General features: G+C 44.9%; 20 protein-coding genes and 1 tRNA gene. 8 read left to right on the forward strand and 13 right to left on the reverse strand.

The genetic code is table 11. From position 1 onward, the window contains the following. From CSR02_RS14495 to CSR02_RS14540, 10 genes are all read right to left on the reverse strand, one after another. Positions 1-788: autotransporter-associated beta strand repeat-containing protein (locus CSR02_RS14495; RefSeq protein ID WP_167384160.1), on the reverse strand; the 788-nt coding region annotated here is incomplete at its 3' end. Positions 789-1,260: 472 nt separating this feature from the next. Further along, the gene (locus CSR02_RS14500) at positions 1,261-1,956 is read right to left on the reverse strand and encodes a glycosyltransferase family protein (RefSeq protein ID WP_099542133.1); all 696 of its coding nucleotides are present in this window, start codon (positions 1,954-1,956) and stop codon (positions 1,261-1,263) included. Continuing rightward, positions 1,953-2,666 carry an HAD family hydrolase gene (locus CSR02_RS14505; RefSeq protein ID WP_099542197.1) on the reverse strand — a complete coding sequence of 238 codons (714 nt, stop codon included), beginning with the start codon at positions 2,664-2,666 and terminating at the stop codon, positions 1,953-1,955. Before CSR02_RS14505 ends, CSR02_RS14500 begins: the two co-directional genes overlap by 4 nt. Positions 2,667-2,714: 48 nt before the next feature. Beyond that, the gene (locus CSR02_RS14510; RefSeq protein WP_099542134.1) at positions 2,715-3,428 is read right to left on the reverse strand and encodes a PI-PLC domain-containing protein; all 714 of its coding nucleotides are present in this window, start codon (positions 3,426-3,428) and stop codon (positions 2,715-2,717) included. Then, the gene (locus CSR02_RS14515) at positions 3,428-4,201 is read right to left on the reverse strand and encodes a glycosyltransferase family 2 protein (RefSeq protein WP_099542135.1); all 774 of its coding nucleotides are present in this window, start codon (positions 4,199-4,201) and stop codon (positions 3,428-3,430) included. Before CSR02_RS14515 ends, CSR02_RS14510 begins: the two co-directional genes overlap by 1 nt. 80 nt (positions 4,202-4,281) lie before the next feature. Next, positions 4,282-4,716 carry a hypothetical protein gene (locus CSR02_RS14520; RefSeq protein ID WP_099542136.1) on the reverse strand — a complete coding sequence of 145 codons (435 nt, stop codon included), beginning with the start codon at positions 4,714-4,716 and terminating at the stop codon, positions 4,282-4,284. Positions 4,717-4,891: 175 nt separating this feature from the next. After that, positions 4,892-5,497 carry a hypothetical protein gene (locus tag CSR02_RS14525; protein WP_124296575.1) on the reverse strand — a complete coding sequence of 202 codons (606 nt, stop codon included), beginning with the start codon at positions 5,495-5,497 and terminating at the stop codon, positions 4,892-4,894. An 8-nt stretch (positions 5,498-5,505) separates the two neighbouring features. Continuing rightward, positions 5,506-6,000, reverse strand: coding sequence for a LolA-like protein (locus CSR02_RS14530; protein ID WP_124296576.1), 495 nt, complete (start codon positions 5,998-6,000; stop codon positions 5,506-5,508). 266 nt (positions 6,001-6,266) lie between these two features. Then, positions 6,267-6,761 (reverse strand): hypothetical protein, encoded by a 495-nt coding sequence (locus CSR02_RS14535; RefSeq protein WP_143225614.1) that lies wholly within the window; start codon positions 6,759-6,761, stop codon positions 6,267-6,269. A 35-nt stretch (positions 6,762-6,796) separates the two neighbouring features. Continuing rightward, on the reverse strand, positions 6,797-7,720 hold the full coding sequence (locus CSR02_RS14540; RefSeq protein WP_099542140.1) for a hypothetical protein: 924 nt from the start codon (positions 7,718-7,720) through the stop codon (positions 6,797-6,799). Positions 7,721-7,861: 141 nt separating this feature from the next. Here CSR02_RS14540 and CSR02_RS14545 point away from each other — a divergent pair. Continuing rightward, positions 7,862-7,936: transfer RNA gene (locus CSR02_RS14545), tRNA-Thr, on the forward strand. Positions 7,937-8,084: 148 nt separating this feature from the next. Next, the gene (locus CSR02_RS14550) at positions 8,085-8,483 is read left to right on the forward strand and encodes a hypothetical protein (RefSeq protein ID WP_143225615.1); all 399 of its coding nucleotides are present in this window, start codon (positions 8,085-8,087) and stop codon (positions 8,481-8,483) included. A gap of 89 nt (positions 8,484-8,572) precedes the next feature. Here the strand turns inward: CSR02_RS14550 and CSR02_RS14555 are convergent, their stop codons facing one another. The 3 genes from CSR02_RS14555 to CSR02_RS14565 form a co-directional block, all read right to left on the reverse strand. Continuing rightward, on the reverse strand, positions 8,573-8,908 hold the full coding sequence (locus CSR02_RS14555) for a helix-turn-helix domain-containing protein (protein ID WP_099542142.1): 336 nt from the start codon (positions 8,906-8,908) through the stop codon (positions 8,573-8,575). 178 nt (positions 8,909-9,086) lie between these two features. Then, entirely contained in the window at positions 9,087-9,974 is an 888-nt protein-coding gene (locus CSR02_RS14560) for a hypothetical protein (protein ID WP_099542143.1), read from the reverse strand. A 56-nt stretch (positions 9,975-10,030) separates the two neighbouring features. Next, positions 10,031-12,529: a hypothetical protein gene (locus tag CSR02_RS14565; RefSeq protein ID WP_099542144.1), complete on the reverse strand. Its 2,499-nt coding sequence runs from the start codon at positions 12,527-12,529 to the stop codon at positions 10,031-10,033. A gap of 222 nt (positions 12,530-12,751) precedes the next feature. Here CSR02_RS14565 and CSR02_RS14570 point away from each other — a divergent pair, with 222 nt between their 5' ends. The 6 genes from CSR02_RS14570 to CSR02_RS14595 all read left to right on the forward strand — a co-directional run bounded on the left by CSR02_RS14570 (position 12,752) and on the right by CSR02_RS14595 (position 20,162). Beyond that, positions 12,752-13,447 carry a DotI/IcmL/TraM family protein gene (locus CSR02_RS14570; protein WP_099542145.1) on the forward strand — a complete coding sequence of 232 codons (696 nt, stop codon included), beginning with the start codon at positions 12,752-12,754 and terminating at the stop codon, positions 13,445-13,447. Between the two features lie 301 nt (positions 13,448-13,748). After that, positions 13,749-15,110 (forward strand): DotH/IcmK family type IV secretion protein, encoded by a 1,362-nt coding sequence (locus CSR02_RS14575; RefSeq protein ID WP_099542146.1) that lies wholly within the window; start codon positions 13,749-13,751, stop codon positions 15,108-15,110. A 10-nt stretch (positions 15,111-15,120) separates the two neighbouring features. Further along, positions 15,121-16,506, forward strand: coding sequence for a DotG/IcmE/VirB10 family protein (locus tag CSR02_RS14580; protein ID WP_099542147.1), 1,386 nt, complete (start codon positions 15,121-15,123; stop codon positions 16,504-16,506). Between the two features lies 1 nt (position 16,507). Next, positions 16,508-17,797, forward strand: coding sequence for a hypothetical protein (locus CSR02_RS14585; RefSeq protein ID WP_143225616.1), 1,290 nt, complete (start codon positions 16,508-16,510; stop codon positions 17,795-17,797). 82 nt (positions 17,798-17,879) lie between these two features. Further along, complete coding sequence (locus CSR02_RS14590; protein ID WP_099542149.1) at positions 17,880-18,662, forward strand: HNH endonuclease; 783 nt, start codon at positions 17,880-17,882, stop codon at positions 18,660-18,662. A gap of 87 nt (positions 18,663-18,749) precedes the next feature. Then, the gene (locus CSR02_RS14595; RefSeq protein WP_143225617.1) at positions 18,750-20,162 is read left to right on the forward strand and encodes a hypothetical protein; all 1,413 of its coding nucleotides are present in this window, start codon (positions 18,750-18,752) and stop codon (positions 20,160-20,162) included. The last annotated feature ends 9 nt before the right edge of the window (positions 20,163-20,171 follow it).

Below are 20,171 nucleotides of genomic sequence, written 5' to 3' on the forward strand. Positions count from 1 at the left end.
CCTCCGACCTTAATCAGATCGTTCTGAGCACCGCCTTCTGTGCCGGCCTGGCCAAGGTCAAAGTCCGTGGTCGAGCCACTTTCCAGAGTCAAACCACCATCAATCGTCAGTGTACCGACCTGGCCGGCATCCCCGGCCGCAAGCGTCGCACCTCCAGCAATATCAACACTACCACCTATCGTGCCAGTACCGCCCAAGGCCGCGCTACTTTCAACACTAACCTGACCGGTAGATGCGCTGCTATCTCCATCTATTTGTAACTCACCACCTGCAACCTCCGTTGTTCCTGTGTAACTATCCTTCCCGTATAACGTGAGGCTGCCTGAGCCAGTTTTGGTAATATTCCCTGATGTTGATCCATTAGAGATTTCTGAATAGATGTAGCCATAATTTTCTGAATCAAATAAAACTGATCCAGATACTTTAATATTACCATCATCTATTCTGCTGTCATCGAATGCTAAAGTTGAGCCATCAAGCATATCTAAATTAGTTATATCAAACCCTGGCATACCTCCATCAACCTCTTGACGACCAGGCGGGGTCACATTGAGGATCAATGTGCCTCGGTTCTCAATATCATCTAATGTAACACCAAAGGCCTTACCGGTAATCGTCAATTCAGCAGATGGGTCAATAATAGTCTCGCCACTGCTAACATCATAAACTGGCTCACTTTCATCCCCAGTAACCTCAACTGTAGAAGACTCAGCTTGAGAGAATGGGCACAGGAATGCCCCTACTGATGTCAACACAGTGAACAGTTCCAAGTGGCGACGAAAGCTCATATTCTCAACCAAGCTCCAGTTGTAAGGAATACCGCAATAAATAACGGTAGTGGTGGTATGAAATTTATGGCTTAGCCTTATTATTGAAATATGCTCAAAAAAGCTTTCTCAATGATTAACGTATACCCATTACAATTAGAAAAATCCATCTCATAAGGCCATGTAATAAACTAAAATTCAGCCCTCTATAAAATCCTTTTTTATCAGGGTATTACATTAGAAATGGGACGTGATAGGATTTTCTTGACACGTCAATTCAAGGCCAATTTGACAGTCAATGATCAATTAGGCCTTGCCAAATAATGCCATTTTCTGCGGTGAAGAACAAATGCGGATAGTGCGTTGTTAAATTCAACGCCTACTGTACGGTTCCCCAGATGCACTCTATGGTGCTGATCTAGAGCGAATAATCATCAATTAGTTTTTGATTACAAACAAGATGGCAGTCAAATTAAATCAGGGAAAAATTTCATCATCTTGAAGATACAGAATATGCCGGGCTCAAACCATCGAAAGATGGACCACGCATATTAGCTTGAGCTCTTACACCTAACACACCATCCATAGACAAGATAATTTCATTAAAAGCTGCGCCAATTTTAAATTCGCCGAATTCAGAGGCCCCTTTTCGCACTATCTGCTTGATGTGACAAATAGCTTCCTCTCCCGAATTGAACCAATACACGCCTGCTACAAAATATTTACTAATAATCTTTGACGAAACCTCACCAACAATACACTTTCCATTAGAAAAATATAATCTTTCTTTATCTGTATACATCTCATTTGAGATACTGGAATATATAATGCCCCCTTTTATTTTAAGACCTTGATCCTCTTCATGATGGGGTCGGGATGCGGCTTTTCTAAATACCTTCAGCGCCTCAATAATACTGCATTCTTCAAAGTCTTCTGCATCTACAATCAACAACTCTCCAGGGTTTTGGAGAATCCAGTCATTCATAAGTAAAGTGGCACAAGCGGTTCCCGCCGTAACCGATCTTGAATGGACATGATCAATGCTGCAGTTTGTATCTAGTATTTCATAGTCTGATTCACCTGAAGTAATGCACACTATCCTGCCATTCTCATTCAATGGTAAGAGTGAGATTATTATTGACAAGGTTGCTTCAAGATCCGGCTTTAGAGCTAGTATTATAATATTCATTGGAATTTCTGACATCCATTATTGAGATTGATTATTTTATTTCCATTTCTAAGGACATTATATTTTTGGCGTCCCCCTTGATCAATGGATGTGATCTTCTCCAGCACGTTCGGCCAGCTTACATCGCTAGGATCATTTACCGCCATGACATGAGCACCTGAAGCAAGTGCCGCCTTAATCCCATTCTCGTTATCTTCGATAATGAGGGTATTTTGAGGATGAACCCCCAACATCCTCATCGCCAGCATATATATATCTGGTGCGGGTTTAGGATTGCTCACATCTTCATTGGATAACATAACATCGAGAAACCCAGACAATCCTGCGAGGTTCATCATAGTTTCTACCGTATTGCGGATAGAGTTTGATGCTACAGCCATTTTGTATCCTGAGGCATGCAGCTTAGCCAGCAAGTACTCTTGCTTGAATACGGGTCTACATTTTGTATAAACAATTTCAGCAGTATATCGCTGCTTCATTTCAGCAATAAAAGGATAAAGACCTCTTGGAACTAATGAGGCAATTCCTTCGTCCTCACTGAGTATCTCCAGCTTTCTTTTCGTAGGAAGACCATCGTATCGCGCCAAATGATCAGCCATACTAATTTTTACGCCGAATAATCCAAGAGCCCTGTTCATTGCTTGATAATGCCAATCTCTGGCATCTATGAGCACACCGTCCATATCAAACACAACTGCCTCAATCGACATGCTCTGCCTCATCAACACCTGAATGCGTCTTTGCCCAAAATTAGGAAACTATCTCATAAATTGACGGCATTTCTCCGGCCAATCTGTGCAGATCATCAATCGTGAATGTCGAAACAATCCACTATCATAAATAGATCGCCAAACAGATTCTACTTTTTCAGCCGAGTGACCATGCAGTTCAGGCGAGACAACGCAGACATACTTCCCATATGCCAGATGCTCTTTGATGTCCTTATTGTCATACCATACTGGCCAACTAAATGAATCAAGCCACACCCCATGAGCCTGATCGTATAACACAGGGAACTTTTCTATATCGCTATGCCGGGTAAATACCGGGATATTTAATTTAATATACGAAACCATTTCAGGCACTGACATATCGAATGCGAACCATGGGAATTTTCCAATATCAATGTTCTCCAGCGCCTTAATAATCATGGAGCCGATACCATCACTTTTAATATTTATTGCCAATGGAATTTTCAAATTAGGTTTTTTTGCCCATTCCGCCTGATCACCTATTAAGGCATGAGAAATTGCCTTTCTCAGCACCCACTCAACATCAACGGGAGAAGATGCATGCTTCATTTTGACACCATAATCAGATGGTGATGGATCATGCGAGATAACGACATCACCTTGATGATCACGCACATCTGTTTCTAAACCATATCCATGACTAAAGGCACGCGAGATCGCAGCCAAAGAGTTTTTATCTTCTAAGGATTTCCACATGCCTCGGTGGGCCAATATCATCATTAGATTACACCCCTTACGAGGCCATTTTGGGATAATTTTTTCTGAATCTCTAGATGATTTTGAAAGCAAGCAAGATCTTCTGGTATTCCCAGGCCGAACATTCCATGCCCTTCCATGCCTATATTATAGGTTCCTACCATTTTACCTTCTGAAATGAGATAATTATAAACAGGCGCAACGTAAAATTCACCATTTGACTTATCATCTAGTGAAATCATCATATCGGCGCAGGAGACAAAATCTTTTCCTGACTTGAAATTGTACACTCCAACTGTCGCTTGATGTGAAATAACCTGCTTTTCGGCTACACGTTTAACCAAATCCTTCTCATCTAGAGCAACATAAGACCATTTAGGGTCACATGCTATCATCGTCATAATAAGCCCATCTACATGCTCAGATGCACAAAGGTAATCGTCTACATCAAAGTCGATGTATTGATCACTGTTAACGATCATAAGAGGGTTATTAGAATCAATCACCTCTCGCGCTTTTAGGACAGTGCAAGCAGCTCCTTCTGTGATGCCGTCTATGAAAACCACCTCACATCCAGGTGCCCACTCTTTTAACTTTCGATTTAGATCGTAAACTGTGTCATGCTCACGCTGGCATACGAAAATAAATCTATGAGATGAAGTGGGGCGCATATTGTCGATGACCAGCTTGATCATCGGAACCCCTTCAAAGACAGGGATCAGTGGCTTGGGGATTGTGTAACCGGCTTTTTGAAAGCGGCTGCCTCTCCCCGCCATGGGCACAACAATATTGAGCATATTATCCTAGCCTTGAATGTTTATCACCCTCAAGGCTAAGGATCACGATAAAAAGGTTCAAATAGATAATTCGTATTTCCCTAAAGACCTATGAGTTCCCTCATTCTATTAAGGTGGTCCTTGCGCAATTTTTTCAAGCTATCTAGATATTTATCCTGCAATCTATTTATTTTTCGCTCCATTTGATCTACCTCCTTCCTCTCTAATGAGGCGAGAATGACAGACGGGAAGCCAATTTCTCTAGGATTTATTGTAGATGATCTATTGGGCTTCAGAATAACATGTGTCTTGGTTATCTCAATCACACGCCTGACAATAAATTTCTGCAGAATTAGGCTTTCGAATAAAACGTAACCTCCGATGGCCAGACCTTTTGGTTTAGGAGGAGGCGGTGGTGATGTTTTTCTAGGTTTGGACACCTTTCCAGCCATGGCTAATTTTGCCAGAATTTCCATATCATCAATCTTTACGCAATGTTCGGCCTTAGCCTTAGCGCCAGTCTCAATCTCTGACATCACTAATAATCCTATTAAACATCATGATTTTTGTTGTGTCGTGAACTTAAAGGAGAACTACGATATCAGATGTCCTGTTCCGTGAATATTAAAAGTGGCGAAAGTTAAACACACACTTCATCTCATTAAATTTTATTATTCATATCGGTTCACATAGATCATCTGATTTGCAATCTCACAGTCTATACCTTCTATCGCGACCACTAACGATATTAAGACCTGTTGGAGCCAGATAAAGCATTGTACCCTCAGGATTGGACCAAATCCTGGCTTTCAGATCGAGTACATCTTGATAAGGGCATCCTGCTTTATTGATGACATAAGCATTTGTCTTGATATCAACGTCTCCATCCATGGATGATGGTATTCTGCCAATTTTAACGCCAAGAGCGATCTGATTTTCTCTTTCCAAAATAACCTTAGGACACTTGTAAATGGATCCACGCGGAGGCAGGTTCTCGGTGATTAAATCAGAAGGAGACGGTATTCTTACCCCAATATTTTCTTCTTCAGCCCTCAAAAGATAAACGGCAGCACCGTTGATAATGGCATCCAGTTTGTTTTGACGGCCTTCTCCTGGCGACACCTTTACCGTCATAACTTTTATAGGATATTTCAAGGGTTGTTTGCCATCCCCATTTTGATTTTCTCCAATCATGTCTTTCTGGTTGTAACCGCCGTTATAGTATTGAGGCGCTGCCCCCACTACCTTATCCATCGCCACAGCTTGCCCGACTAAAAGCATGGCGCTGGCGAGCCCCAATCCTATATTTTTTTTCAACCCATATCTCACTGCGAAGACCTCATATCTTCATCTAATGTGCGCCCAGGCTCTTCATCTGGAAGAGCAGATGCACCACCTATGGCTTTAGGGCTGTGTGCTGCCTCGAACTCTTTGTTGCGGACTTCGTTATACTCTCTTGTCCATTGTGGCCCCGGGGTAATGGTGATTTCAGTCATGAGGGCGCTGGAGCCACTAATCGTCTGCTCTGACCCTGGAGACCACATAAATGATCCACTACCTTTCCCTGTTTGAACATCAATGGATATCCGTCCGCTGGCATTCCATGATTGTGGCGAGAATGGCGTTCCTTTATCTGGCTGCACCTCATAAGGGGCCATTGTAACGACCCAGTCTACAAAAGGCCTGTCATGCTCATAGTGATAAAGTGATTGCATGACTGCACCGTGGCATACTGCCTCATGCACCAAAGGGTTATCCCCCTTCCTGTCCAGCGCACCTGTAACTGTAAGCCCATGGCCAACAGGGAATGCTGCGGTCATAATACGATGCTTGCCTGAAAGAAGGCCTCCTTCTAAGGCGTAAACATCCATTTTCGCCACAAAGGACAGCTCTCCATCCCACTGCTGGGGATCACTATGCCCATCACAAAGTTCTTGGAGGACTGCCCCGTCATTTTTAAGAACAGGGATAGCCCCAGATGCCATATGTACGGTTTTCTGAACTGGAGGAGTATGGCAGGCGCCTAATATGGCCAATGATGAAACGACAGGAAGATACCGCAAAGGCCTTAGAAATCGAGAGACCATCATCCTTCATCTTCCTCATCTTCTTCTATTTCGGCTTTAACCCAATCCACGAACTCGTTGAAATTGCGTGTTTGAGTTTCCCCATCGCTCAGCGTGATAAAGACATCCCGGCCATCTTCAGGAGGAAGCTTGCAGTATGCGACCACTTCATTGGATGAGGGGGTGAGAAGCAGAGAGATATTGTCCCCTTTTTTATAAATAGATGCTTCCTCAATAACAGCCATCAGAGCATCTTCCCTTTCAGGCTTTGTAATTGGGTCAATTTCTTTGTCTTTGTTAAGAACAGCCACATGCACAAGCAACCCATCGACAGCCACACCCACTGCGAGACCAACCAAATACATCTCTTCTGAGAGACCAGTACGAGTTGTAGGATCCCTTTGCATTTGGAGTATACAGATAGCTTCCTTTGGGACCATTGCGACTTCTTCGGGCCTTAAGGGGGCTGATGAAGCAATACGCTCCCTTAAATCGTCACTCAATATCTCAATCATAATCTCTCTATCCTTACGGTTAATGCTGAAGATATTCACCTCCAGACTAAACCCGGCTTAAAAAACCTGCGCTCATAAGCGAAACTAGGACTGCTCGATTGTATGGCTGACAGCGGAGGGAATAAAAAAATATCCTTCCCTTCACACTCTTGAGCAATCGATGGTTCAGGTGTTCGAACCTTCTCATTGACACCCGACCTTATTTTCCTTGTGTTTTTGGAGTACATGCCCAGGACAACCCCCAAAAAAAATGGGAGTTCTGTCAGCATAATGGCCTCTTGCTCTGCGCCTGGAACACCATCAGACCCGTAGATATCAAAAGCTTTGTCATGTGTAATTTTGATTGCGCCACAGATAAAATTCGTCACGTCACCATAAGCGGCAATCTGCACACCTGAGATATCTAGATGCTCCTTGAGCTTAATCAGATCCAGATGCACTGCTCTCGTAGATATAAATCCAGATTTTATATCTCCCCATGCGAAAAGCATAATCCCCACATTCACATTTGATGGATCTATAAAGGTGAGCACAGATACCCATTCATCACCTTTATCTTTTGCATCTGTCGGATTGGGGGAGCCGCCATCAGAAGATAAATGATAAGGTTTATCTTTGTCATCTTGAGAATATTTTGACTTTCTGGGCCGAATTGGCAAAACCATAATTTTAGGGTGTGATCTAAAATAGCCTTCAAAAAATTTGAAGTAATTGGGGTTTAGAAGGCTTTCTGGATTGCGTGCACAGGTATCATTCACAAGACTGGTATAAGAATCAGTTAGAACATAGCGATCCGAGACTGTAAGCCCCCAAAGGAATGCGATGTGGAGTCCGCTTTGAGCGATTGACCCATCTTCAGATAAGGTGAGCAGCCTCTTAAAGGCATTTTCAGAGAGAAGGGAGCTTTGTGCGATCTCTCGATCTATAGTGCTCGTACCGACCTTCTCACTTGATGTCATAACTTTCTACCATTCGGCGGATATAATGAATTCTCACAAGGCTATTCTAGTCTTGCCCCCCTTAAATAGGCAAGGCCACTTTGCTGCAAATGGTCAAAATAGCCTTGTATTAATTTCTAAGGCCATATAAATGAATTTTATGCCGTTGTAGCTCAGTGGTAGAACAACCGCCTTGTAAGCGGTAGGTCGGGGGTTCAAATCCCTCCTGCGGCACCAAATAAAATGACAAATACATATATAATCTCGATTGGAAAATTTGTTTTCACCTACACTGAAAACACTTGTCTCTAGCTTGTTATGATTATAACCGAAACATTGCAGTTAAAATAAAACATTTTCCATTAGCATATCGAAGGGAATGCTGATGACATCCTCTACTTTATCAGCATTTCACGTAACACCTGCCGAAAACCTGCCAAGCATTATGAGGAATGGTTTAGAGCCCAGGATAGGCCCTAGATCAGAAGATCTGGGAGAAAAGTATAAAGCGATTTACCTTTTCCCTAATGTTGAGGCCATGGAAAATGCCTTAGCGAACTGGATGGCCGAAGCTTTTGATGATGATGAAACCCTCGCTGTAATTCATGTCTCCCTCCCTTCTGGCACTTTTCAGCACAACACTGGATATGAAATTGAAGTCACTGCACGGATCCCACCAGATAGGATAGAGATCATATGTGAAAATGACGGCTTATTGGACAGGGAGATGCTGAAAAAATATGATATCGAAAATGGAAACTGTCTTTTCACTAATTCACCTTAATTTATGTTGAACTTCTGTCAACGACAGCCTTTCCACCCAACAAGTGAGCAGAAAGGAAAGAAGATGTCTTTTGTCTTTATTCAATCGCCTTAAAAAAGACGATTCTTTTTTCTCGCATCACGCCGAGGTGCCCTATCTGGGACCCTGCCCAAAACCTCAACTTGAAGTCCTCGATCATTTTGGATGTCAGCAGCAAGTGGCAGGTTTTCTACTATCCCCAACGCATGCATGACAGCCGCATAGAGCCCGATACCGACATTCACGTCGCCTCCCTCTATTCGTCCCAAAGTGCCTCTTGTGGTATTCGCCTGATCGGCGATCTCTTGCTGCGAGATGCCTCGGAGAAGGCGAGCTGCTCGAATATTTTCACCAAGCGCTTTCACCGCACCAATAACAGCGACTGAGGGTGGTTGTGGAGCTGGCATACTGCAAATACCTTATGTCTTAAAGATTGAACGTTTAATGCGAGTAAATGTATCACCTCTGATGCATTAGTGTCCATAAAGGAAATCCACTTTATGCTCATATCGGCATAAAGCGGACGCACAAGGCCTGATAATATCCCCAAAACAATATCGGTTTTCGTCTTTTCAGTAGCCAGTGTTAGGGGGCAAGTGAGCGAATGAAACTCCTGATTTCACACTCTTCTCTCGGCACCCTTTTTACGCTGAATATCGTCTTGAATGAGGGCCAACCGATATGAGGGGATACAAGCATGCCATTTTTTTTGGGGGCATAGATCACTCCCCATCCCGATCGGATTTTTTCAATCAACTTGGGGGTGATGGACAGATCATGGCAGTAATCACACAAAGTGATGGGTGGTACAGGCATCATTTCCTTGCCACCATCCACAGTTAAATTGGCCACGATGGTAGGTGGTATCACCTCTTCTGTCTCAAAACCTGCAGGCCTTGATCGAGGGAAGAAATTCCGAAATATGGTCGCCATTTTCTTAAATATGTCTTTCCTATAGAATTGCCCCTCAGCTTGCCCTCCAAAATAAAATTGAGAAATTTCAAGATCATCTAGAAAGCCAACACTTTGCAATCTGCTCAACAAATCCCTGTTGAAAAGATGCCAATTAGATGTCGGATCCGACAAGACAGTCTGACAACCGATATGATGTTGGGCCGTATAATCTTCCAGACCTGACTTAATCAGAAGCTCATTGGAGGATAATAAGCAAATCGTAGAAAAATCGATCCCCAACTTCTCGGCCAGCAGATAATTTGCATAGTGCGCCTGAAAGATACCACTATGACCGTCACCCGTATCAACCCTATAACCTTCATCGGCGTTTAAAATAACACCTTCTAATCCCTCAATAGCCATTTTGAATAAAGCAAGATCGTCATCATTGTTCACACCTTTAGATAGGTGCATAACGACAACCGAGTTGGGGCAGAATTTCAGGATGTTTAAAGCCTGATCGCGAATGATATCTGGGCGCTCATGAACTGGGATCGAAAAAAGAATTCTGTTGGCCATGATTTACACCTTACGAACGCTTAAGGATATTGAACACTTTCCGGTTAAGGCAGAAACTACATGTGAGAAGGATGTTTGGTGCCTTTATTCTTTCCTGCCGATACCACTGCCTCAGACTTTGGCTGCTTAATTTGATTAGGCAGAATGACAGGAGTATCCTGTTCAGTCGAAGTAGAGTTATAAGCGTCCAAGTTATCTGTATCGATCCCTAGACCTTCCAAATCCCCGTACACACCATTACTCGGCATATACATTTTCACATCATCAAATTTTGCCATTCTAGCCCCCCCTTGTGCAGGTTTGCTTGATGACTGAAGGCTGTCCACTTCTGCTGCTGGAACCATTCCCTTAGGGAGTTGAGGGGTAGAGGCTATTCTATCAACAGGATGGATATCGTCTTTGGGCGCAGTTTTATCCATCTGCGACTGGATTTTGTTGGCCTCTGCCTCACCATCTTCCCAAATTTTTTCTATTGAAGCGCCTGTACCATTAACGATCGGGGGAGGCGCCTGTAATTTTGAAGGTATATCCTGTTTTTGGAGATGGGTGGCATTCGGGATATCAGCGTCTTTAATATGACTGCCGATGTTAGAGACAGGAGGATTAGCGGCAAGCTCCTGGTTCCAGTTCCCTCCCTTAGCCCCCTCAAATTCCTCGTGAGGGTCTACTACTGGCAGATCATCGTATTCATCAGTGATAGTTTTTAGAGGAATTGAAGATACCGGTAACGACTGATGCTGGCCCCAGAAAGTCTTTGTTATTACAGCAAGTCCGCAGACGCCTATACAGATAAGAAGTATTTTTTTTTGTGATCTAGGCTGGTGAGGTGACGACTTTTTATGCTTTTTCTTCTTCAGCCCATATGAATTGAGCCATGAGGGAGGAATGATTTCTCCAACCAAACCTCCATTTCGCTGCTTACCTCCGCCACCTTTATGCGAAGAGGATTTCTTGGCTTTCTGGTGATTGGGGGTTAGCACCCTCTCTTTGATGGATATCTCCGCTTCGCCAATTACATCTTCATCATCCTCAATCTCCCTTACTCTTATGGTGCGTGTTCCTGACATTTTCGGCTTTTCAGCGATATCAGCATTTACTTTTAATTTTCTTTTCTTTGTAGTCTGAACTGCTTGCGCATGTCCGCATTCTCGAACCGACAATGCCCTCTGTCCAGTGCTGGAGGTGCCTGGATGAGGTTTGAAGCTTTGACTTGTATTTAACCCCTTCAACTGGGCGGCTTGGGCTGCCTTAGTGCCTTGATCGGGTGACGCTTTGGGATTCTCAATGAGATCATTGTCTTGCCCTGTCCCCTTTAAAGGCGCACCAGCCCCCCTTTGCGGCGATGGCACAGTAGGAGGTATCTCTATGCCTTCTTTAGAAATGGGAGGCTGCGCAGGCCCCCCTCCAATTACAACCGAAGCTTCTGTCTCGCTTTGAACCCCTTGAACATTGGAAGGGGTAGATTGCTTCTGCATGGATGAATGCCGCACGGCTCCCTTTGCCTGTTGACCTTCAGGATTGGAGACGGGTCGGACAATGACTTTATCGTCTTGAACTTTTATATTGGCGGGAGCCTCTGTAGATTTTTTAGGGTCAAAGTAAACATTTATCCCCCCACTCCTTGCTACGAGCCTCATGGGATAGATTTTGGGCCTCCCATTGGGCAGTTTCGGTGCCCCACTGAGTGGACTTTGAGGGTCACGAACAGATGAATGGGCTGGCTCTTTTTTAGGTGACGCCCCAACGAGTTTAATCGTGGCTTTGCCGGGTGTTATTCTAGTGATTGGTGACGATGGAGATAGTGGCTTTGTTAGGCTACCCGCCTGTCGAGAGATAGTGGATGTGGCGCCAGTAGAAAGTTGATCGCCCTCCGGCTCAGGATGCTCCCCTTTTGTTAAGATTTTCGTAGGCGCAGGGCTTTCTGCGCTAGAATGAACTACTGCTGGTGAACTTGCACCTGATACAGCGTTAGAAGAATTCAAATCACCCGTGTCCCCCAATCCTTCAGTCCGACTTTTTATGGCACTTAAGAGACTGTCAGGCGCCACCTCCAATGCGGCATCCTTAGGGGTTGATGAAATTTCATGCTTAACAGCCACCGGCACTTGGGCCTGTGATGGCACTTGCTCGTTAAGATCAATAACCTTAACGCGGTTATTGAGTTTCATGTTTCCAGAGCGAGCTGCCTCTACTGCGCTCCGTACGCTTGATGATGCATCTTCAGGAAGAAATCGCATTATCTCATCAAGGCCAGAAAAGTCATCGCCACTTATTGCTGGCTTTCCCATCGGTTGTGCAGAAGATACGGCAGTCGGAGGGGGCTGAATAACCCGAACACCTGCAGCATCAGTTTTGTCTAAATTCTTCCCATAAGACTCATTGGCAAGCATTCTCTCTACATCCTGAAGAGAGAGATCATGGCCCATAAAATACTGATCTTTTTCTGTCATGATATGCTGCACATCATTTGATAATGGAAAGGGAGAAATATCCGTGGTCGCCATATCAGTTGCTCTATCTTCCACGGAAAGCCTATCCTTTCGCGTATCAGTCATACCACTATCCCTGCCGACAATCGGGGTAAACTTCAGAAGGCCTTAATTAGCCTTCATGGAATTTATACCATGGATAACCATAACGATCAGAATAAGGCCAGTCCAATTTGTTTAATTATGGACTTATCTATATCCATTCGTTTTACTTTCTGAGAAATTGAAAACCGCACTGTTTGCGGTAGTCCACATATTAACATCAAGCTGTGAGTAAGGGTTAGCTTAATGTCTGAAAGTAAGAAAACAAAGCAGGCACGAGGCAAACGTCCTAAATCCACATCGAAAGCAGCAGAATGGGCGCGCTCAACTCTGGCTACGATTATGTCCAGAAATTATGGAGACACGACAGCCCTTATCAATGTAACGCGCATTGCGGTGGCTGAAGCCGGGGTAATTCTCGCCCTCATTGGTGCTCTGGTCTACACATCTACCAGGCCCCCTGTCATGCACTATTTCGCCACAGATCCACGAGGGAAAATTACGCCTCTAGTCCCATTGGACCAACCAATCATGACTAAGGATGCCCTCTATCAATGGGTGACATCTGCCGTGATCTCGCTTTACACAAAAGATTACGTGCATTGGAGAGACCAACTAAATAGCGACCAAGAAAACTTTTCCTTAGCTGGATGGAAGTCGTTCAGAAAGGACTACGAAAAGCACTTTATCGAACCAGTTATTGAAAATAATTACATTACTTCTGCCGTCCCCACTAAGGCTGTAGTGCTTGTTGACCGTGGGGTGCGCGATGGGCGTTATGCTTACAATTTACAGCTTGGAATCACGGTAACATTCGCATCAGGAATCCACGAACGCAGTTCGTCTCAAAATTACATTGTCAGTGTCCTCGTAGTGAGAGAGAGCGACACGGAGAATGAAAATGGAAGAGGTCTGGCTATAGCGCAGATTGTTACGCAGTAATCTTGTCCCCCCCCCCTCCGAAACAGATTTTGGTCTCACAAATAGACAAGGCCATTTTCATAGCAAAAGTCCTTAATATTCATTTTTAATCTGAGGTTCGGGATTTTTTTCTCGAAACCTTATCAGTCAGACCATAACATTGCCTTGAATGGTTAAATTCCTGGCATATGGAATTGGATTGGATGCGATTACAGATTGATATCTATCCAGGGGATTATTTTAGAAGGGCACAGCCTTCCACAAAGGACAGTTGTGCAAAAATAATCTATATCTTGGACTCAGTCGCAGGATCTGTGTCTATATGACAAGCCTCTATAATAACGTTCAATGTGTGTTGAACAAATATCTTCGTCAGCGCCACACAGTGAGCAGGCTTATAGCAGTGGGTCTTATGCTGCCTTTGTCCTTGCATGCAGAAGATCTTCCTGATGGCTTTCTACCGGCCTCACCGGTTTCTCCAGTATCTGCAAGAGTGGCGACATCACCATCTCCTACACCTTCAGATGCTGACAAAGATAGCGCCATTCACCCTGAAGATCCTACGCCCTCCCCACCAGTTCTAACGCCTTCCGAACCTTTGGAAGGCAAAGAACAAAATATGGTTTCGAACAGCACAAGGCGACCAACACCTCATATGAATCCTTTAGGCCCCCCCCCTGTTCCCAGCCGAATGTCGGGGGGTGGCCGAGGAGGTGACGCGGAAACCGATGGAGATGCGCCGGGCGTAGGGAGAATAGGCCATGCCGGACTGCCTCCCGCTGTTGATGGCAGTACGGAGAACGCTTACGGAGCATCATCACCACAGAAAATGTACGCAAATCCACCATCAGACTATGGCAATAATGGCCCGAAAGGCACTCCAGATGAGGAAGCTTTTGAAAAGACAATAAAGCAACTCGCCCCTATGAATGCCGATCAAATTAGAAAAGAGCGTTCACATATGGATACGGTGGAGAGGGTCCAATCAGAACCAGCCAATGGTGTAATCCCTATCCCTCACTCTGGAACTATATCTCTGAGCCTTAAACCCGGAGAAGCATCACCAAGAATTGGTCTGGCTTCTGGAAATGCGACTGTCTTAACGTTCTATGACCAAACAGGCGCACCTTGGCCGATCACCTCAGTTACGTCTGGGAATTCTGATGCTTTTACTTCTTCGAAGGCAGGGCAAGTTGGGAAAACCAACATGGCGGTGATCGCCCCCAAGGCTAATTATGGATACGGAAACCTAGTAGTCACTCTCGAAGGACTGCCCGTTCCTGTAATATTTTCAGTCATTTGCGGAAGCGGCGTTGTTGATTACAGAAAAGATATTCGGATTAGAGGCAGAGGACCGAACGCTCAGGAAAATATAACAGAGGGCTCATCCCTGCAGCCAACCAATGATAAAACGATGAATGATTTTGTCGATGACTTGCCACCTAAAGGTGCTGTCAGCATTAAAACAAATAATCCAGAAGTCGAGGCCTGGCGCTACAAGCACGGGATTTATGTCCGCTCTCGCCTCCAAATGGTCGATCCAGATTGGATTGATGATCAAAAAAGTCCTGAAGGCGACCGTGTCTATGAAATTGATGAGAACACCCTGCAGGGATCTCCCATTCTGGAATTCCTAATAGACGGCAGAAGTGTCTACGTCGATCTAGATATCAATATGCAATAGGGCAAATCTCATGACGGAAGAAAATGAAGAAAAAAAGTCATTTGCCCAGCGCTTTATGCAGGACAAAGTCGGTATTAAAATAACGGCTATAGGCATTGCTTTCGGGGCTGTTGTGCTTGGATATAGCCATTTCGAGAGTGGTCATGTCCATAATGAACAGGTCAAATCTGATGAGGAATCCAGCACAAGACAAGTAGCCAGTATCAAGGAAAGCGGGCGGCGTAAATCTATGACGCCTGAGGACGCCAGGCTTTCTCATGAGCAAACAAGATTAGAAGTAAAAAATGCAATGATTAATGGTGGAAGTGAAACGCCACCTGTTCTCCCACCTATCGATACGGCACAGGCCCTACCCGCGCATTTGCCCTCGGATAAAGATGAAACGCCCTCTCTAGATCCGAGAAAAGCCAAACTTCCCGAAATGCCTATGCCAGATGAGTCTCCTGGCGTTCCGATGCAGAAGAAGAATTTGGCTTCGAATGCCAATGTCCAGGTCAAACACCAACTCGATCCTGACCTGCTCAAGGCGTACGAGCATCAAGCATCCCTCCTACAAAAATCCAAATTCCCTTCCATCACCACAGTTTCATTTGAGGATCACCATTCAGACGGATCATCTGGAAGCAAAGGAGGCATCTCAGGTAAAGAAGGGACGACTGCATCTTCTGGAAGAGGAGTAGGAGATGGGCATTATCTCGACTTGAATGGCCGTTGGCATGATGAACAAGGAAGCGATCCTTGGGCAGCTGGCCACTCAAAATCTCTCGCCGATAACCCATCTAACGGTAACGGCCAAACAGATAAAACTAATAGCGACAATTCCACTGAATTCGAACTGCCAGCCCCTGGGACGATGGTTTATGCTGTACTCCTCGGCGCTGTGAACAGTGATACGCCAGGTGTCGTTATCGGAGAAATTAGACAAGGGGCATTTAACGGATCAAGAATTCTTGGCTCCTTCGATTTTACTCGTGAAGGGGTCATGATCAAATTCAAAACCATGACCGTTCCCTACACTAATGAAAATGGCGTCAAAAAAGCTAAGCCGATATCAATCAATGCCGTAGCTCTAAATGAAAAAGATCTCAGCCCTGCTATGGCAACAAGCATAGATCGTCACATGCTTGAAACCTTCGCCGTCTCTTTTGCTTCTGGCTTCCTACAAGGACTGGGTCAGGCGGCAGAAAGTTCTGGCTCAACGGCAACATATGGGGTTGGTGGCACAACACTCTCAAACGCCAAACTTAGCACAACCGACCAGTTGCTTTATGGGTTTGGGCAAGGCGCAAATCAGCTTTCCAGCCAGTTCCAAAGTAAATATGGCAACCTGCGGGACACGATTAAAGTCAAGTCACAGACACCATTCGCCCTACTTTTCCTTGGTGGAGATCAATAAAATGAGCAAGAACCCTAAGAACAGAGGCTTTAATGAAGATCTGCCGGGTGACGAAGAAGAGCTGAACCAGGGGTCACAAGATCGCCACCATGATGATATGGGGCCTGATGATGTGGAAGATGAGGTTACAAGGCGACGTCGTCGCTCCAACAAATCGAGCAGAGATGACGACGATAATGAATATGAGGATGGCGAAGACGATAACGACAAAAAAAATAAGAAAATAGTCTATATTGCTGTTGCTGCAGCAATCCTTGCATCTGGTTTGTGGTGGTCAGGATACGCAGCCAAAGGGTATCATATGATAATGGGTGGAGAAGATCCGGCTCCGACAGTAGCCCATAAATCGTCCCGGCCACATCTCGCCTCTCGCACCCAACACAAACAACCCATACCAGATCAAGATCAGGCAGCTTTTGGCGATGGTGATACTCCTGCGGAGGCTAATCCTCAGTTAGAGCAATCTGATAGTCAGGAAAGCATTCCCGCACCGCGGGGAAGACGTCGAACCACTTCCTCTGCTCGCGACTCTGTTCCAAATAACACCGTGGACACAATTGACGTTGCTGGCGCGAGCCCTTTGGATATTCCCTTATCTCAACGGGCTCAAGAAATGCCAGGCTCGGAAGCCCCTGAGGCTTTCCCCACAAATACCAGACGAGTTCATCCTCACATCACCTCTGCCGGAGGGTTAGGAAGCGCGCAAGGTCCGTCTGAGCCCGATCAAATCCCCGCCAAGATTGCTTCCGCACAGCAGCCCAGCAATCAGGAGGTAATGAACAAACTCAATACCGTTTTGGAACATTTGGATGACCTGAATAAAAAAATCGCATCCTTGGAAGAGAAGTCCAGAAATGCAGCCAACAATGACGGGATTTCCAGTGTAAATGGCAAATTGGACGTGATAAATGGCCGCCTAAATGATGAGCAAGCCAGCATCGCCTCACTGAAAGATGCTATCCTTCAGCCTAAAAAAGCCTCCAACTTACACAAATCAGATGACGATACAGCATCAGATGATGACACTCCAGTCATAACCACTCCCCATAAAAGCAAGAAGCATGATGCACAAACCAAGAAAATGGCCTTGCATGCACTTCGCGGATATCTTTTGATAGGTGTGTCGGAAGGGGACAACCCGTCATCTGTATTTATTCGGACCCCCGGTGGCACAGTTATGAAAAATTTGAACGATGACCTTGGGTCAGATGCAGGTGTTATCAAACAGATCAAGATGTCAGGCAAGTCATGGGAAGTTATTACGACAAAAGGCATCATACCTGCAGGTTGATTATGCCTTGATCACAGAATTCGGAAAGTCTGGTGTGTAATACTAAAAGCACCAGACTTTAGACAACTGGACAAGGTGATTTATGGCTAAGCGCAAAACTGATCAGCCACTTTTGCCACTAATCCTTTCTGTAAAAGCGGCAAATTGGCGCATGAATGACCAAGATCAGGATCATGCAGATATAGAATTTCAGAAAATAAGAGAAAAGGCTTTGCAAAGAGACGGGTACCGGTGCCGTTTTTGTAATTTCTTCTCAAGAAAATTCCAGGAAGTTCATCATAAAGATGATGATCACCACAATAACACGCTGGAGAACCTTGTTACCGCCTGTTTCATGTGCCATTCAGTGCAGCATATTGGCCTTTCAGGCCACATGAAGGAAAGCGTTCTTATTTGGCTTCCTGAAATTTCTCAAGCCGCACTTAATCATTTGATCCGCTCTTGCATTGTGGCTCGTTTCACCTGCACAGAATCTCCACTTTCTCCTCCGGGAACTCCCCCAAACAGAAAGATCGCACCCTACGCAGATGGAGGAGAAATACTGAGTGCTGCAGAAAGTGTGATGGCTGCCCTACAGGATAGATCTGCTGAAGCTGCCAAACTGATAGGAACTTCAGACCCTAAAGAGCTAGGTAGCATTTTACAGGACATCGCGATCCAGAGACCGGATATTTATGAGACACGTGGTGAGATCCTTAACGGTATTCGTCTTATGAATCTTGGAAAGAAAATGTCCAATGATAAAGATGTATTGGTAGAGCACGTTAGAGCATGGATAGATCCCAAGACTAATGGACCTTACTCTAGTGGATTAAAAGCTGATTCCTGGTCAGAGATTATGAGAGATGTCCTTGGCATCTCATAGTGACCCTTTCTTTGAAGATTTTATTTTGTCATAATATAATATCTATGAATGGTGAGAATTGTTATGGTCGGGTCATCCCCAGTAAGATTGCATAATCAGGAAGATCTGCGTTTTGGCGCTGTCCTTTTCGATGACATCGAAAGCCCTTCTTCAGGCTGGATGTCTATAGAAGGAACACAGGTCAAACGTATTGATGACATCCACCAGATGCCAAGTGATGTTATTTTTTGGACAAACATAGCTTATGGCCCATTTTTTAGTGGCGCAGGAAGAACCAGAAGCAATCTAAGGCACGCGGAATATCTGGTGTGTAAGCCCACGGAAATTCTGGGAGAGTGGGGATACCCTGAAAACACCCCTCAGACTTTTACTCCTGTACTCATGTCAGTGATGTTTTCTAGGATCGCTCGACTAACTTTTGGTATAGCTTCGAAATGCAATCCCCAGCTTCGTATGAGTGAATTTTTCACCAATACGACATTGCAAGGTGATGTTGGAATATTCCTGCCTGAAGCTGAATTTCCAGAAGACGAAGCTGTTGAAACATGCACCGCCAATAAAGGGTTCGTAAGATTTACAGTGACTAATGGTGTGCGTGGCCCGAAAGGCGGAGCAATGATAAAACTGCGGCCTCCGCGGCTTTCATACGCTCGCAAACTATTAAACGGGATGACGCCTGTCGGTCCATTTGAATTCATCAATCCACAAGAGGCTAGTGGTGGTCGGCGGAATTTGGCCGCTTGGCTCTGTAGTCAACCGCGCCCATTTGTTGCTGAAATAGCGGTAGATGATGGCGATCCCGATTCAGCAAGCATGTACGGATATGGAAATACCACTGATCGAAAGAAGGTAATGCGAACCTGGGTAGCCGCACCCGAACTAAAAGCCCTCTTGACGATCTATAAAAAGATTTCTGTTAGAAGCGTTTGGATGGGGAAAGATTACAAAAAACTTTCAGATACTCTTCCTGACCCAATTATGAAATTTCTAAATGCCAAAATAAGCTTCGGATCTTGGTCTGCTGGAGTGGTCGCTGAAACAATTTGGCGGGCGGCATGTGCTGGCGATATCCGGCGGAAAATGCCTGGAGAACCGCGAGCAAACACAAGTTGGCGGGGAGCATGGCTCTTCGCTGAAGACAAAGTAGAGGGATATCAGGCGGCGAAAAGCCTCTATGATTTTGGGCATGTGGTCACGATGTATGGGCCTGGTTGGCTGAATAGTGTTGTCGCGTCCGAAAATGTCGAAGACCTCATCAGAGATGGCCTAACATGTGGCCTTATACCGCCTATGGTAGACGTACCAGACAATATGATGAGAAAAGATGAATCCTTTGTATGGGGCGGGAATGAGGATGCATTGACCCTTGTAGATTGCATACTCAAGAAACGTCAGCAACTGGCATGGAATACTGATGAAGTGCGAGTTCTTCCCCCTGGAAAGGAAAGGAATGATCTTAAGCAAAAAATAATGGATGGTCTAAATAAGGGGCTACTTTAATTTTTACCC

Source organism: Acetobacter pomorum, from assembly GCF_002738225.1.
GTDB classification, from domain to species: Bacteria; Pseudomonadota; Alphaproteobacteria; order Acetobacterales; family Acetobacteraceae; genus Acetobacter; species Acetobacter pomorum.

What these genes read in the sequence shown, in the direction of transcription:
- CSR02_RS14500 (WP_099542133.1), bottom strand. Translation starts at nt 1,956, where the DNA reads ATGAATATTATAATACTAGCTCTAAAGCCGGATCTTGAAGCAACCTTG.
- CSR02_RS14505 (WP_099542197.1), bottom strand. Translation starts at nt 2,666, where the DNA reads ATGTCGATTGAGGCAGTTGTGTTTGATATGGACGGTGTGCTCATAGAT.
- CSR02_RS14510 (WP_099542134.1), bottom strand. Translation starts at nt 3,428, where the DNA reads ATGATGATATTGGCCCACCGAGGCATGTGGAAATCCTTAGAAGATAAA.
- CSR02_RS14515 (WP_099542135.1), bottom strand. Translation starts at nt 4,201, where the DNA reads ATGCTCAATATTGTTGTGCCCATGGCGGGGAGAGGCAGCCGCTTTCAA.
- CSR02_RS14520 (WP_099542136.1), bottom strand. Translation starts at nt 4,716, where the DNA reads ATGTCAGAGATTGAGACTGGCGCTAAGGCTAAGGCCGAACATTGCGTA.
- CSR02_RS14530 (WP_124296576.1), bottom strand. Translation starts at nt 6,000, where the DNA reads ATGACCGCAGCATTCCCTGTTGGCCATGGGCTTACAGTTACAGGTGCG.
- CSR02_RS14535 (WP_143225614.1), bottom strand. Translation starts at nt 6,761, where the DNA reads ATGATTGAGATATTGAGTGACGATTTAAGGGAGCGTATTGCTTCATCA.
- CSR02_RS14540 (WP_099542140.1), bottom strand. Translation starts at nt 7,720, where the DNA reads ATGACATCAAGTGAGAAGGTCGGTACGAGCACTATAGATCGAGAGATC.
- CSR02_RS14550 (WP_143225615.1), top strand. Translation starts at nt 8,085, where the DNA reads ATGACATCCTCTACTTTATCAGCATTTCACGTAACACCTGCCGAAAAC.
- CSR02_RS14555 (WP_099542142.1), bottom strand. Translation starts at nt 8,908, where the DNA reads ATGCCAGCTCCACAACCACCCTCAGTCGCTGTTATTGGTGCGGTGAAA.
- CSR02_RS14560 (WP_099542143.1), bottom strand. Translation starts at nt 9,974, where the DNA reads ATGGCCAACAGAATTCTTTTTTCGATCCCAGTTCATGAGCGCCCAGAT.
- CSR02_RS14565 (WP_099542144.1), bottom strand. Translation starts at nt 12,529, where the DNA reads ATGACTGATACGCGAAAGGATAGGCTTTCCGTGGAAGATAGAGCAACT.
- CSR02_RS14570 (WP_099542145.1), top strand. Translation starts at nt 12,752, where the DNA reads ATGTCTGAAAGTAAGAAAACAAAGCAGGCACGAGGCAAACGTCCTAAA.
- CSR02_RS14575 (WP_099542146.1), top strand. Translation starts at nt 13,749, where the DNA reads ATGACAAGCCTCTATAATAACGTTCAATGTGTGTTGAACAAATATCTT.
- CSR02_RS14580 (WP_099542147.1), top strand. Translation starts at nt 15,121, where the DNA reads ATGACGGAAGAAAATGAAGAAAAAAAGTCATTTGCCCAGCGCTTTATG.
- CSR02_RS14585 (WP_143225616.1), top strand. Translation starts at nt 16,508, where the DNA reads ATGAGCAAGAACCCTAAGAACAGAGGCTTTAATGAAGATCTGCCGGGT.
- CSR02_RS14590 (WP_099542149.1), top strand. Translation starts at nt 17,880, where the DNA reads ATGGCTAAGCGCAAAACTGATCAGCCACTTTTGCCACTAATCCTTTCT.